Annotated in this window: 12 protein-coding genes; 8 read left to right on the top strand and 4 right to left on the bottom strand. The window is 31.0% G+C overall.

The annotated features are described in order from the left end of the window. Positions 1-13: 13 nt before the first annotated feature. Positions 14-2653: a DNA polymerase I gene (polA, locus tag ELQ07_RS03940; protein WP_070316718.1), complete on the bottom strand. Its 2640-nt coding sequence runs from the start codon at positions 2651-2653 to the stop codon at positions 14-16. Between the two features lie 162 nt (positions 2654-2815). Between polA and ELQ07_RS03935 the strand changes: the two genes are divergently transcribed. After that, positions 2816-4177: an MFS transporter gene (locus ELQ07_RS03935; protein WP_059110892.1), complete on the top strand. Its 1362-nt coding sequence runs from the start codon at positions 2816-2818 to the stop codon at positions 4175-4177. Next, complete coding sequence (locus ELQ07_RS03930) at positions 4174-5181, top strand: nucleoside hydrolase (RefSeq protein ID WP_070316719.1); 1008 nt, start codon at positions 4174-4176, stop codon at positions 5179-5181. Before ELQ07_RS03935 ends, ELQ07_RS03930 begins: the two co-directional genes overlap by 4 nt. On the opposite strand, the gene ELQ07_RS03925 is transcribed toward ELQ07_RS03930, so the two are convergent. The 3 genes from ELQ07_RS03925 to ELQ07_RS03915 all read right to left on the bottom strand — a co-directional run bounded on the left by ELQ07_RS03925 (position 5137) and on the right by ELQ07_RS03915 (position 9268). After that, positions 5137-5580: a YqaA family protein gene (locus ELQ07_RS03925; RefSeq protein WP_070316720.1), complete on the bottom strand. Its 444-nt coding sequence runs from the start codon at positions 5578-5580 to the stop codon at positions 5137-5139. The two genes, ELQ07_RS03930 and ELQ07_RS03925, sit on opposite strands and share 45 nt — an antisense overlap. A gap of 4 nt (positions 5581-5584) precedes the next feature. Next, positions 5585-8410, bottom strand: a complete 2826-nt coding sequence (gene uvrA / locus ELQ07_RS03920; protein ID WP_070316721.1) for an excinuclease ABC subunit UvrA — start codon at positions 8408-8410, stop codon at positions 5585-5587. 72 nt (positions 8411-8482) lie between these two features. After that, complete coding sequence (locus ELQ07_RS03915; RefSeq protein WP_070316722.1) at positions 8483-9268, bottom strand: sulfite exporter TauE/SafE family protein; 786 nt, start codon at positions 9266-9268, stop codon at positions 8483-8485. A gap of 121 nt (positions 9269-9389) precedes the next feature. Between ELQ07_RS03915 and ELQ07_RS03910 the strand changes: the two genes are divergently transcribed. The 6 genes from ELQ07_RS03910 (at position 9390) to trpA (ending at position 15030) form a co-directional block, all read left to right on the top strand. Next, positions 9390-9515: a hypothetical protein gene (locus tag ELQ07_RS03910; RefSeq protein ID WP_002854718.1), complete on the top strand. Its 126-nt coding sequence runs from the start codon at positions 9390-9392 to the stop codon at positions 9513-9515. 163 nt (positions 9516-9678) lie between these two features. Continuing rightward, complete coding sequence (locus ELQ07_RS03905) at positions 9679-10929, top strand: anthranilate synthase component I family protein (protein ID WP_134224762.1); 1251 nt, start codon at positions 9679-9681, stop codon at positions 10927-10929. Then, positions 10926-12527 (top strand): anthranilate phosphoribosyltransferase, encoded by a 1602-nt coding sequence (gene trpD, locus ELQ07_RS03900; protein ID WP_074469059.1) that lies wholly within the window; start codon positions 10926-10928, stop codon positions 12525-12527. The genes ELQ07_RS03905 and trpD overlap by 4 nt, the downstream gene beginning before the upstream one ends. Beyond that, positions 12514-13113: an N-(5'-phosphoribosyl)anthranilate isomerase gene (locus ELQ07_RS03895; RefSeq protein WP_002854429.1), complete on the top strand. Its 600-nt coding sequence runs from the start codon at positions 12514-12516 to the stop codon at positions 13111-13113. Before trpD ends, ELQ07_RS03895 begins: the two co-directional genes overlap by 14 nt. Further along, the gene (trpB, locus tag ELQ07_RS03890) at positions 13110-14288 is read left to right on the top strand and encodes a tryptophan synthase subunit beta (RefSeq protein WP_002857405.1); all 1179 of its coding nucleotides are present in this window, start codon (positions 13110-13112) and stop codon (positions 14286-14288) included. Before ELQ07_RS03895 ends, trpB begins: the two co-directional genes overlap by 4 nt. After that, entirely contained in the window at positions 14281-15030 is a 750-nt protein-coding gene (gene trpA, locus ELQ07_RS03885; protein WP_134224761.1) for a tryptophan synthase subunit alpha, read from the top strand. The genes trpB and trpA overlap by 8 nt, the downstream gene beginning before the upstream one ends. The last annotated feature ends 45 nt before the right edge of the window (positions 15031-15075 follow it).

Below are 15075 nucleotides of genomic sequence, written 5' to 3'. Positions count from 1 at the left end.
AATATCTCCTTGATTATTTTAAATCGCCCCAATTTTTAGCGATACTTGAGCTTGTTTTTAATTTTACTTTTAATTTTACTATATTTTCCATAATATCTCTAGTTTTTTTTACAAAATTTTCACATAAATCATCTTTTACTTCAAAAATTAATTCATCGTGAATTTGCAAAATAAGCTTTTTGTCTTCATTTAATTCTTTATTGATTTCTAGCATTGCAAGTTTGATTACATCAGCTGCTGAGCCTTGTAAGATTGAATTAATGCTTTCTCTTTCATACATGGCAATTTGCATAGGTTTTGCGTTTTCAAAATCAAAATAACGCTTGCGACCGCTTAAAGTAGTGATAAAACCATTTTGTTTAGCTTTGTTTTTAACTGTTTCAAAATATTTCTTAATACTAGTAAAATTTTCAAAATATTTTTCTATGTAAGATTTGGCTAAATGAGCTTCTATTTTTAAATTTTGACTTAAAGTTTTATAGCCCATGCCATAAATAAGTCCAAAATTTATACTTTTTGCAACACTTCTGGTTTCATAATTGCTTTCTCCAAAAATCATTATAGCTGTTCTTGCATGTATATCTTCATCGTTAGCAAAAGCATTTAAAAGTTTTTCATCTTCGCTAAAATGCGCAAGCATTCTCAGTTCGATTTGAGAATAATCAAGAGAGATAAAACTAAATCCATCTTTAGCTACAAAGCAAGATTTATAATCTTTTGCGTATTGTCCGTGTGCAGGAATATTTTGCAAATTCGGATCTTTAGATGAAAGGCGTCCTGTAGCAGTTCCAGTCTGTAAAAAACTTGAATAAATGCGTGAATTTTTATCTTTTAACGCTAGTTTTAACAAAGGTTCGCAATAAGTGGAATAAAGTTTGGCAAGTTCTCTATAATCTAAAATTTTGGCAATTACAGGATGTTTATCTAAAAGTGCATTTAAAACTTTTTCATCGGTAGAATATCCTGTTTTTCCTTTTTTTCCACTTGGAAGTTTAAGTTTTTCAAAAAGTATATCACCTACTTGTTTAGGTGAGTTTAGGTTAAATCTATCCTCACAAAGAGTATAAATTTCTTCACTTAAATTTTTGATTTCATTTTCAAATTTTTTCATAAGGGCTTCAAGTGCATTTGTATCAAGCTTTATGCCATTTTCTTCCATCATCATAATGATTTTAATGAAATCAAATTCACAGTTTTTAGCAAGTTCTAATAAAGGAGTTTCAAGATTTTTTAAAAAATAAAGATAAAATCTTAACGTGATATAAGCATCTTCTGCGGCGTATTTGCAAGCTTTTTCAAGTTCTACACTTGCAAAATTTTCTCCTTTTTTAACAAGGCTTTCAAAATGTAAGGTTTCATAATTAAAAAGTCTTAAGGCTAAATCATCCATATTTACTCTTAAAGAAGGATTTTTAAGCCATGCTAAAATCATTGTATCTGCGTATTTTTGAGGTAAATTTAATCCAAAATTGTTTTGAATGATTTTAAAATCATATTTGAGATTGTGTCCTATAACAAAATGATTAAAGATTAGCTCTATAGCTTTTTTGGCACTTTGCAATGAAATTTGCTCACCTACTCCAAGATAGTTATGAGTTAAAGGCACGTAAAAAGCTTCGTTTTCACTCATGCAAAAACTAAAACCAACAATTTTTGCTTCTTTTGTATCAAGTCCTGTGGTTTCGGTATCAAAAGCAATAATACTTTCTTTATCAAGGGTATTTAAAATTTCAAAAAGTTTGTTTTCATCTTGTATTAAAGTGGCTTTAAAACCTAAATTTTTATCTTTATTATCAGGATTTTGACGCAGCTTTTTAAGCAAAGTATTAAGTTCGTAATGTTCTAAAATTTCAAGTATTTTTAAAAGAGGTTCTTCATCAGGATAAGTTGCTTTTTCTATAAGATCTTGCACTTCTAAATTTTCGTATAAAGAAGCTAATTTTTTGCTTAAAAATGCATTTTCCTTACCCTCTAAAAGCAAGTTACGACTTCTTTCGTTGCGTATTAGAGTTAAATTTTCATAAATTCCTTCTATGCTACCAAATTCATCAAGTAAGGTTTTAGCCCCTTTTGCACCTATACCTTTAACGCCTGGAATATTATCAGAACTATCTCCGCAAAGAGCTAAAAAATCTCTGATTTGATGAGGTTTTACTCCGTATTTTTCTAAACACGCTGCTTCATCATAGTCGTTTTTAGAAATAGGACTGTAAATGCTTGTTTTACCATCTTTTATGAGTTGATAAAGATCTTTATCTTGAGTGATAATGCGTACAAAAATATCCCTATCTTCACAAGTTTTTACAAAAGAAGCGATGATATCATCGGCTTCATAACCTTCTTGAGAAACGCTTATAAAACCCATTTTTTCTATCATCTCTATGCAAATTGGAATTTGTTCTAGAAGTTCAGGTGGTGGTGGAGTGCGATTTTGTTTATAGTTTGGATCAATTTCGCTACGAAAAGTTTTTCCTTTGGAGTCTAATGCAAAAACAATATAATCACTTTTATGTTCATTTTTTAAGCTATAAATAAAATTTGCAAAACCGCTAATCATTCCACTAGCTTGTCCTTGTGAATTTTTAAAACCTTTTAATGCGTAGTAAAGTCTGAAAAAAAATCCAAAAGTATCGATAATAGTTAAAGTTTTCATAATAATTTCTTCTTTTGATAAAATATATTTTTAAGCTGTATTATTTCAAAATTTTGCTTAATAATGTCTACAATTTAAGATCTTTAAGCAAAAACACTGCAATTTTTAGCCATAATTACAAATTATTTATAAAAAAATATATTAAAATATAAGGATAATGTAATGACAAATCAGCAAATTGATGGAATTGCGGATAAGAATTTTAACACACCTGAAGGTAGGAAAGTTTTTAAAAAGGCAGTTTTTTCTTGCTGGTTGGGAACTGCTATGGAATATGCAGATTTTGCACTTTATGGTTTAGCAGCTGCAACAATTTTTTCAGAAGTGTTTTTTCCTGAGCAAACTCCAGTAATTGCACTTTTGCTTAGTTTTGTAACTTATGGCATAGGTTTTATTGCAAGACCTATTGGGGCTTTGTTTTTTGGTTATTTAGGCGATAAACACGGAAGAAAAAATGTTATGATGGCTACAATAGCTTTAATGGGAATTTCAACTACTCTTATAGGTTTTATTCCAAGCTATGCAGTGATTGGTGTTTGGGCGCCTATTTGTTTGGTTATATTACGTTTTATGCAGGGTTTTGGTGCGGGAGCTGAACTTTCAGGTGGAACAGTTATGCTAGGAGAATATGCTCCTAGCAAGAGAAGAGGGCTTGTTTCTTCTGTGATTGCCTTAGGATCAAATAGCGGAACTTTGCTTGCGTCTTTTGTATGGCTTTTGATGGTACAAATGGATGAAGCAAGTTTTAAAGAATGGGGTTGGAGAGTTCCTTTTATGGGAAGTATTTTAATCGCTCTTTTTGCTGTATATATTCGTTTTCATGTCAAAGAAACCCCTGTTTTTGAAAAGCAAAAAAATGAAATGATGAAATTGCGTCTTAATAACGAAAAGCATATGAAAAAAGATGAAAGAAGTTTTTGGCAAAGAAGTCGTGCTTTTTGGACTATGGTGGGCTTAAGAATAGGCGAAAACGGACCTTCTTATCTTGCACAAGGTTTTATTGTAGGTTATGTGACTAAAATTTTACTTTTAGACAAATCAGTTGCCACTACAGCGGTAATGATAGCTTCATTGGTGGGTTTTTTGGTTATTCCTTTGGCAGGTTATTTAAGTGATAGATTTGGAAGACGTATTACTTATAGAATGTTTTGTTTGCTTTTGATGATTTATGCTTTTCCTGCTTTTATGCTTTTAGATAGTAAAAATGAAATTATTGTGATTTTAACTATTATTGTAGGTATGTCTTTAGCATCTTTAGGGATTTTTGGTGTACAAGCGGCTTGGGGTGTAGAACTTTTTGGGGTAAAAAACCGTTATACAAAAATGGCTTTTGCTAAGGAGCTAGGTTCTATTCTTTCAGGAGGAACAGCGCCTATGGTGGCTTCTGCTTTGCTTGCGTATTATGGCACTTGGTGGCCTATCGCAACGTATTTTGTATTAACTGCAGGTATAGGTTTTGTGACTACATTTTTTGCGCCAGAAACTAGAGGCAGGGATTTAAATAAAATAGAGGATGCGATATGAGACTTATCTTAGACACGGATATAGGCAATGCTATTGCAGGAGCAAATACCGATGATGGTTTAGCGCTTGCTTTGATTTTGGCATCTAAAGAAATCAAACTTGAAATGCTAAGCACAATTTGCGGTAATGTTCCAAGTCTTGTTGCCTATAGCGTGGCTAAGGATTTATTTAAACGTTTAAATTTAAATATCCCCGTTTATTTAGGAGCGAATGAAGCCTTAAAAGAACCAAGTAAAGCTTGGCGTCAAAGACTTGATGAAAGTGTAAAAAATTTTAAGCTTGAATATCTTTGGGAAAATATAAAAAGTCCTGAAATTTTAGAAAATATAAATCCTGATGCGATTTTTAAAATGGGTGAGTTGGTGGGTAAAAATCCTAAAGAAATTTCTATTTGTGCGATAGGACCTTTGACAAATATTGCTATGGCTATGAAAATTTTTAAAGATTTTGATATAAATCTTAAAGAGCTTTTTATTATGGGCGGTAGTTTTGATATGCCTTATTACACTAAGGATACAAATTTTGGTTTCGATCCTGAGGCGGCTAGTATAGTGTTAAATTCAAGAGCTAAAATTACACTCGTACCTTATAATGTAACCATGCAGACTTTACTAACACATGAGGATTTAAAAGAGTTGCAAGCTAAGAATATTTTATGCGATTTTATCGTTGAAACTTTAGGTGTTTGGATTGATTATGTTTCTAAAACACGTGGTACAAAGGGAACTTGGATACATGACGCTTTAACAATAGCTTATGCATTAGATTCTAGTATTGCAGATTTTGATGAGTGTTATGCTGATGTTATTTGTGATAGTTCTTTGGCAAGAGGTATGAGTTGGCGTTGTTTTAAAGAACCAAAAATGAGTATGGGGGTGGATTTAAGCACTAAAAATTGTGTTAAAATTTTAAAAAATGTAGATAATACAAAGCTTTTAAAACTTATAAAAGAGAGGCTTTTAAAAGGAGTTTGCTATGAAAATTATGAAAGCATAACGACTTAATTTTCCAAGTAAGATAAAAAATATAGTTTTTAAAAAAGAATATTTCGCAAAACCAAGTCCCAAGGCAAAAAGATCTCCCACCAAAGGTAAAAAAGTAAAAAAAGCAAATATACTTCCAAATTTAGCAAAATTAGCATTGAAATTTTCTAATTTTTTCAAGGATTTGCTAAAGTATTTTTCTAAAATTTTTTGCTTACCAAGATAAGCCAAGCCATAAGTACTTAAACTTCCTAAGGTATTACCCAAAGTAGCTACGATAAGCACTAAATTTGGATTAAAATCAAGTTTTATAAAGCCTAAAACAAAGGCTTCGCTTGCCAAAGGTAATAGTGTGCTTGAAAGAAAACACACTATAAAAAGTCCTAAATAACTTATATCATTATATAAAAAACCAAACATAAAATTATGATTTTTGTGTATTTTTAAGCTCTAAGTCTAGATAATATCCTGTGTAAGAACGGGTTTTTTTGTGTTCTTTAGCGACTTTTTCCACGCTTCCTGTGCTTATAACTTTTCCACCTTTAACTCCGCCTTCAGGCCCCATATCGATAATATAATCAGCATTTTTAATCACATCTAAATTATGCTCTATTACAAAAACCGAATTTTTAAGATCAACCAAATGTTGTAAAACTAAGATGAGTTTATTGACATCTTCAAAATGCAGTCCTGTTGTAGGTTCATCAAGTATATAAAGCGTTTTTCCTGTATCGCTACGGCTTAGTTCTTTAGCAAGTTTGATTCTTTGTGCTTCACCTCCACTTAAGGTGGTGGCATTTTGTCCTAGAGTTAGATAATCTAAACCCACTTTTACTAGAGTATCTAATTTTTGTTTGATTTTGGGAACAGCTGTAAAAAATTCACTCGCTTCTAAAACACTCATATTTAAAATTTCACTGATATTTTTGCCTTTATATTTGATTTCTAGCGTGGCATCATTGTAGCGTTTGCCCCCGCAAGTATCACAAACTACCATAACATCAGGTAAAAAATGCATCTCTATTTTGATTTCTCCATCTCCGCTACATTTCTCACATCTTCCACCCTTGACATTAAAAGAAAAGCGTCCTGCTTTATAACCACGCATTTTGGCTTCTTTAGTGGAGGCAAAAAGATTTCTGATTTCATCCATAGCGCCTGTATAGGTGGCAGGATTTGATCGTGGTGTGCGCCCAATTGGGCTTTGATCAAGATAAATGACTTTATCAAGTTTTTCAAGTCCTTCTATTTGTACCCCACCAAGTTTTTTAACTTTTTTAGCGCGGTTTAATTCTTCTTGTGCAAAAGGAAGTAGGGTTTGAAGTATCAAAGAACTTTTTCCAGAACCTGAAACTCCTGTTATAGCGACTAAATTTTGTAAAGGAAATTTTACGCTTAAATCTTGGATATTGTTAATATTTACATTTTTAAGTTCAAGCCATTCTTTTTGTGCTCTGTTTTGAAGTTGTGAAATTTGTTTTTTACCATTCATATAAAGTGCAGTTTCGCTTTTGCTTTTTAAAAGTTCTTTATAAGTTCCACTAAATACAACCTCACCTCCAAATTTTCCTGCTTTTGGGCCAATATCTACAATAAAATCTGCTTCTTCTATAGTCATTTTATCATGCTCTACGACAATTAGGGTATTGCCCTTTTGTTGTAAATTTCTTAAAGTTTTAATCAGTTTTGCAGTATCTCTTTCATGAAGTCCTATGCTAGGCTCATCTAAGACATACATCACTCCACTTAAACCACTGCCAATTTGTGAAGCTATGCGGATTCTTTGTGCTTCACCCCCACTAATCGTTCTTGCATCGCGCCCTAAGGAAAGATAACCTAGTCCCACATCATACAAGAAAAACAATCTTTCGTTGATTTCTTTTAGGATAGGTTTAGAAATAAGTTTTTGTTGCTCGCTTAAATAAGAAAAATTTTTCTCATCTGCAAAAAAGGCCGTACTATCTTCTATGCTCATATCTAAAATTTCACCCAAGCCTTTTTTGGCTACTTTCACGGCTAAACTTTCGGGTTTTAAACGATGCCCACCGCAGTCTTTACAAATTTTTTCACTCATATATTCGGCTAAATCTTTTTCATCTTTTAGCATTTCATAAGCCATTTTAACTACGCCTTCAAAGGTGCGTTTTAGACGATTTCTTTTCCAAAGAAATTCTATAGTTTTGGCATTACCATACAATACAAGGCGTTTTTGTTCTTCGCTTAATTGCATAAAAGGTATTTTGATAGGAATTTCATTTTGTTCGCAAAAGGCGATTAGGAATTTATAATAATAACTTTTATTAAAACCATACATGATTTTAACAGCACCATTTTCGAGGCTTAAATTTTCATCGATGATTTTTTTCATATCTAAAGTATAACGAATTCCAAGTCCATCACAAGCTTCACATGCTCCTTTTGGAGAATTAAAAGAAAAGCTTAAAGGCTCGAGTGGAACAAAAGAAATTTTACAATCAAAACAAGCTGAATGTTCGCTAAAATGATAATGTTTATTAAGGTTTATTTCCTCATGATTTAAAACTTCTATTTCTATTTCTCCAAAGCTTTCTTGTAAGCCTTTTTCTATATCGCTTGCAAGACGAGAGAGTAAATCTTCTTGAATTTCAAGCCTATCTATGACAAGTTTAATGGTGTGTTTTTTGGTTTTGGCCAGTTCAATTTCTTCATCAAGTCTTACCAAAACTCCATCGATTTGAGCTCTTACATAGCCTTTGTTGCGTAAATTTTCAAGCAAATCTGCATAAGTTCCTTTTTTTTCTCGTATGAGTGGGGCGTAGATGATGATTTTTGCACCTTTTGGAAATTTTAAAATTTCACTGACTATATCACTTGCACTCATAGATGAGATTTTTTGTCCGCATTGATGACAATGTTGAATACCCACTCTTGCATATAAAAGTCTTAGATAATCATAAATTTCAGTGATGGTTCCCACGGTCGAGCGTGGATTTTTAGAAGTGGTTTTTTGATCTATGGCAATGGCTGGAGTTAAACCTTCGATTTTATCGACATCAGGTTTGCCTACCTTATCTAAAAATTGTCTGGCATAAGCACTTAAACTTTCTATATAACGGCGTTGTCCTTCAGCATAAAGAGTTCCAAAAGCAAGGGTTGATTTTCCACTTCCACTCAGTCCTGTAAAAACAATGAGTTTGTTTTTGGGAATTTCAAGGTGGATATTTTTTAGGTTATTTTCTCTTGCACCAATGATTTTTATGGTATCGTTCATAGTCTTTCCTAAACATTAAATAAATTTAAGATTTTAGCATAATAATATTAAAAGAACTTGGATAAATCCAAGTTAAAAATTTATAAGATTTAGCTTATTAAGTAAAGAGTGGGTGGTTCCAAGTATTGATAAGGCATATACGCAAAGTAAAATTTTTCTATGAGCTGAAATATGCATTTTTTCTATGATTTTAATTCCTATAAAAACTCCAACCATAGAAGCTATACCTACTAGTATTCCTTTATGAATAACTTCAGAGTCTATAACTCTAGAATTTGAAAAAGATATAATACCAGAGACTGAAGCAAAAATAACAAAAAACAAGGATAAAGAAACAACTTTTTTACTATCATAGCCTAAAAAATAAGCTAAAATCGGAGCAATTAAAAGTCCACCACCAATTCCCAAAGAAATAGCAAAAATACCAGTAAAAGCTCCAGCAATAAATAAAATGACATTCTTTACCCAAACGCTTCTTTGATTTTGCACAATGTTTTCTTTAATTCCAAAAGCATATTTGATAAAAAATATACAACTTACCGCCAAAAATACGCTAGTAAGAGCTACATCACTTAAAGCTTTTAAAAGCATTCCGCTAAAGCTTGCCCCTATGAGTCCTCCAAAACCTATCATAATACCATCTTTAAGATTTAGATTTTTTTTCTTATAATTAATATAAGAGCCAAAAACTGCTGCAAAAATCATTTGCAATACTGAAATTCCGATAGCATGGTGAGCACTTGCTCCAAGTGCGAACATAGAAGGAACGATAATCATACCTCCACCAATGCCAAAAAGTCCAGAAGCAATACCTGAAATGATTCCTATGATTAGATAAGGTAAATCTGTGATTTCCATAGCTTTTCCTAAAAAATATTAAATATTTCAAATACGGAATAATTTTATCTTATTAAGCTAAGTATTATCTTAGTTTTTTATAACAATAGAATATTTTTTGGTAACTTTAAGCATCGTAAAAATGTTTCAAAATATTATAAAATATAAAGATTTTATAATATTTATTTTAAATTTAAAGCAAAATTTATATTTATTGATTAAAATTAATTTAGACTTTAAAAATTTTCATAAAAGTCTTAATTTTTGAAATATTTTATAAGAAAGGTAAAAGATGAGTCAAAATGGTTTTTTTAGCAATTCTTTGATTTTAAAACTTACACATACTCTTCGCTCTTGGCGTTTCTAAACTTCTTTTTATCTAAATTTTTTCTTTAATATTATTTTAATTTATTTTTTAAAAAAGGTTTATTATGTTTGTTAAAAATGTAAATTTTTATTACAGACAAATCCTTGAAAAATTTGAAAATTCTTATTTTGCAGAGGATTTGACTAAGGTAATTATAGGGATTGATTGTGATTATTTAGATGCTAATGAATTATCCTTTAGCGAGTTTAAGGCAAAATATTATGAAGCTTTAAGCAAGAATAAAATTTGCGACTTTGCTGGATTTTTTGGAGTTTTTAGTGCAAATTTTGTATCTTTGTTTGAAAAAATTCCACTTTCTTCTAAGAAAAATTATGATTTTCCTTTATTTTTATTTGCCAATGCTAAAGCTTATTTGATTTATGAGAAAAATAGCAAGATGTTTTTTAAATTTGGTGCTTCAAAATATTTTGAATATTTAAAAGATGATATTGAACCAATGAAAAAGAAACAAAAAAATGATTTTGAAATTTTAAATTCTTTAGAAGATGAAAAAAATGATTTTTTAAAAATGTGCGAAAAAGCCAAAGAATATCTTTTAAGTGGAGATATTTTTCAAGTGGTCTTAAGTAAGCAACTTTGTATCAAACATCAAGTAAATGCTTTTGACTACTATGAGAGTTTAAGTGCTTTAAATCCAAGCGCTTATATGTTTTATTTTCCAAGTAAATATGGTGTTGTTTTGGGTTCTTCTCCAGAGTTTTTATTGAAAATTAAAAAAAGAGAGATTTATTTAGCCCCTATTGCTGGAACTAGAAATTTGGAAAATAACTGTGATCTTTTAGCTTTAGAAAAAGATCTTTTAAGTGATGAAAAAGAATTTAGTGAACATAAGATGCTTGTAGATTTAGCAAGAAATGATGCTTCTAAATTTGGCACTCAAACAAGAGTGGAAAATCTTTTTTCTATTATTAAAAATAAATTTGTAATACACATAGTGAGTGAAGTGTATGCCAATATGAAAGAAGATGCGAGTATTTTTGATGTGATTGAAGCAGTTTTTCCAGCGGGAACTTTAAGCGGAGCTCCTAAAATAAGAGCTTTAGAGATCATTAGTGAGCTTGAAGATTGCGATCGTGGAATTTATGGTGGTGCGGTAGGATTTTTAAATTTTAACGAAGACATAACTTTAGCGATTTTAATTCGTTGCGCTTTTTTTACTCAAGATAAGGCTTATTTGGCAAGTGGGGCGGGTATTGTTTTGCAAAGTGAGAGTCAAAAAGAATATGCAGAAATTCGTGCTAAACGCAAGGCGCTTTTGGTAGCTTTTGAAAATTTAAAAAAGGAAAATCAATGATACTTTTAATTGATAATTATGATTCTTTTGTTTTTAATGTTAAAAGCATGTTAGAGCAACTCAGCAATGATGAAATTTTAGTAAGAAGAAATGATGAAATTTCTCTGAGTGAAATTAAAAATTTAAATCCTACTCATATTATTTTAAGTCCTGGTCCAAAGCATCCAAGTCAAAGTGGGATTTGTCTTGAAATTTTTAAAGCAAGGCTTAATATCCCTGTTTTGGGCATTTGCTTAGGACATCAAGCTTTAGCTTTAGCTTTTGATTCTTTAGTGGTTAAGATGCAAGAGCCTATGCATGCAAAAAATTCTTTGATAAAACAGTGCAGGGAAAATGAATTATTTTCTAATTTACCTTTAAATTTTAGCGTGATGCGTTATCATTCTTTAGAGGTTAAACAGCTTAGTGATGAGCTTGAAATTTTAGCCCTTGATGAAAAGGGTGTGATTATGGCTTTGGGACATAAAAATTTACCTTATTATGGTGTGCAATTTCATCCTGAAAGCTATTTTAGTGAATATGGCTTACAACTTTTTTCTAATTTTTTAAAACAAGATATAAAAAAATCACAAAAACAGGAAAATCCTTTAAGTTTTTATTTGCAAAAAATGAGTGAAAATCATTTTTTACAAAGCGATGATTTTGAGCAAATTTGTAAGATTATTATGTCTAAAGATTATGAAATTTTGCAAGTGGCGGCTTTGTTGATTTTAATCACTGAAAAGTCTTTAAACGAAAAATCTTTAAGTGCTTTTGTAAGACAAATTTTAAGATATTCTCAAACTTTTAGTGATGAGAGTGAGATGATTGATATTTGTGGAACAGGTGGAGATGGTTTTAAAAGTATCAATGTTTCTACGACTAGTGCTTTTATTTTAGCAGCTTTAGGAGTAAAAGTAGCCAAACACGGAAATCGTGCCATTTCAAGTTCTAGCGGAAGTACAGATGTGTTAGAAGCTTTAAATATAACTACTCCAAACACTTTAGAATCAGCTTTAAAACAACTAAACAATCAAGGGCTTAGTTTTTTACATGCTCCATTTTTCCATCCTTTAGTAGGAGAACTTAAAGAGATCAGATCAAGGCTTGGAGTAAGAACGGTTTTTAATGTTTTAGGTCCTTTATTGCACCCTAATTTAAAGTTAAAATATCAACTTATGGGAAATTATCACGCACCTGTGCATAGGCTTTTGATAGAGGTTTTAAAAAATTTAGGACGCAAAAAAGCTTTAGTGGTAAGAGGAAATGATGGTATGGATGAGCTTAGTATTTGCGATGAAAGTAAAATTTATGAGCTTTGTGAAGGAGAAATTTTAGAGTATTCTATCTGTCCTGAACAATTTGGTTTTAAAAGAGCTTTTCATAGTGAAATCATAGGATCTAGTGCATATGAAAACGCTAAGGATTTAAAAGATATTTTAAGTGGTAAAATGCAAGGGGCAAAATTTGATTTAGTAGTTTTAAATGCTATGTTTGCACTTTATACAGCCAATAAAGCAAGTTCGCCTTTAGTGGCTAAAGATATGATTTTAGAAGCCATTTATTCAGGTAAAGTTATAGAGTATTTTAAGGAGTATCAAGCTTATGCTAAAGCTTAAAATTTGTGGCATTAAAGATGAAAAAAATGCCAAAGATTTAGCTTTTTTAAATATTGATTTTTTTGGACTTATTTTTGCTAAAAGTCCAAGAAGAGTGAGTTTAGAACAAGCAAGAAATTTAAGTGCAATTTTTCATGAAAAAGATAAAAAAGTTGTCGGTGTTTTTGTAGATGAAAATTTGGAACAAATTTTAAGATGTATTCAAGAAGTTAAGCTTGATGGAGTACAAATTTATCGCACTATTACCAAAGAAGAATTTGAAATTTTAAAGGTGCAAAATGTTTTTGTATGGCAGGTGATAAGTGTGGAAGATAGTTTAGATTTAAAAAGTGAAATTTTTGCTGATTTAGTGCTTTTTGATGCTAAGGGAATTTTAAAGGGCGGTAATGGAATAAGTTTTAATTGGACTTTATTAAGTTCTTATACTAAAGATTTTGTATTAGCTGGAGGCATAGGTTTGGATAATATTCATAAGGCCGTAAAAACAGGAGCTAAAATTTTAGATCTTAATTCGAAGCTTGAAGATGAAAAAGGCTTAAAAGATATCAACAAAATAAAACAAATTTTAAAGGAGCTGAAAAAATGAAAAAAGCATATTATGGGGATTTTGGTGGGCAGTTTTTGCCTGAAAGTGCAATGTTTGCTTTAAATGAGCTAGAAAGTGCTTTTTTGAAATTTTCTAAAGATAAACTCTTTAAAAAAGAATTAAACGAGCTTTTAAAAACTTATGTGGGGCGTCCTACTCCGCTTTATTTTGCTAGAAATTTAAGCAAAAAATATCAGCATGAAATTTATTTAAAACGCGAGGATTTAAATCATACTGGAGCACATAAAATCAATAATGCCATCGCTCAAGCCCTTTTAGCAAAAAAAATGGGAAAGAAAAAAATCATAGCAGAAACAGGAGCAGGTCAACACGGACTTGCAACAGCCACTGCAGCAGCACTTTTAGGACTTGAATGTGAAATTTATATGGGGGCAACTGATGTACAAAGACAGGCTTTAAATGTTTATAAAATGGAGCTTTTGGGTGCTAAAATTCATGCAGTACAAAGTGGGCTTAAAACTCTAAAAGAAGCTACTACTGCGGCTATTCAAGCTTGGGTTGGAGATATTAAAAATATTTTTTATGTGGTTGGAAGTGCGGTAGGTCCTTATCCTTATCCTAAAATGGTAACGCATTTTCAAAGCATTATAGGAAAAGAATGCAAAATGCAACTTCAAAAACTCAATAAAAAAGTAGATTATATTATCGCAGCTGTTGGGGGTGGAAGCAATGCAGCTGGGATTTTTTATGATTTTATCAAAGATGAAAATGTTAAACTTATAGGTATTGAAGCAGGGGGGCTTGGCATCGATACACCTTATCATGCAGCGACTTTAAATAAGGGAAAAACAGGCATTATTCACGGTATGAAAACCAAGGTTTTACAAGATGATTTAGGCAATATCTTGCCTGTGCATAGTGTTTCTGCAGGGCTTGATTATCCAGGAATTGGCCCTTTGCATGCTTTTTTATTTGAAAGTAAAAGAGCGCAATATCATGCTATAAGTGATGAAGAATGTATGCAAGCTTTAAAATTACTTTGCAAAGAGGAAGGTATTATTGCAGCGATTGAAAGTTCGCATGCTTTAGCGTTTTTAGAAAAACTTTGTCCAACTTTAAAAAAGAAAAGCGTGATAGTAGTAAATCTTTCAGGTAGGGGAGATAAGGATATGCAAATGATTAGAGATTATAAAAAAGGGGTGATTTATGGTTGATTTTAGAAAATTTTATAAAGAAAATGCAAATGTGGCTTATACGGTTTTAGGTTATCCAAATCTTCAAACAAGTGAAGCTTTTTTGCAAAGATTGGATCAAAGCCCTATTGATATTTTAGAACTTGGTGTTGCTTATAGTGATCCTATTGCCGATGGTGAGATTATTGCAGATGCGGCAAAAATAGCTCTTGATCAAGGTGTAGATATTTACAATGTTTTTGAGCTTTTAGCTAGGGTAAAAACTAAAAAAGCTTTGGTTTTTATGCTTTATTATAATTTAATTTTTTCTTATGGTTTGGAAAAATTTGTGAAAAAAACAAAATCTTTAGGGATTTGTGCTTTGATTATACCTGAATTAAGTTTTGAAGAAAGTGATGATTTAATTAAAGAGTGTGAGAAATATAATATAGCTTTAATTACACTTGTAAGTGTTACAACCCCTAAAGAAAGGGTTAAAAAGTTAGTAAAACATGCTAAAGGTTTTATTTATTTATTAGCAAGCATAGGTATTACAGGTACTAAAAGTGTCGAAGAAGCAATCTTACAAGATAAAGTAAAAGAAATCAGATCTTTTACAAATTTGCCTATTTTTGTAGGTTTTGGCATTCAAAATAATCAAGATGTAAAAAGAATGAGAAAAGTTGCTGATGGAGTGATTGTGGGAACTAGCATAGTAAAGTGTTTTAAACAAGGAAATTTGGATATAATAATGAAAGATATTGAAGAAATTTTCAAAAAATAAAATTTTAAAACATATTTTTATTTTATATTTACTATAATTTTAAAT

Origin of the sequence: Campylobacter sp. US55, assembly GCF_004378955.1 — a bacterium.
Lineage (GTDB): Bacteria > Campylobacterota > Campylobacteria > Campylobacterales > Campylobacteraceae > Campylobacter_D > Campylobacter_D jejuni.
Note: the sequence above shows the minus strand (reverse complement) of the source record. Positions and strands in the feature narration are given on the sequence as shown.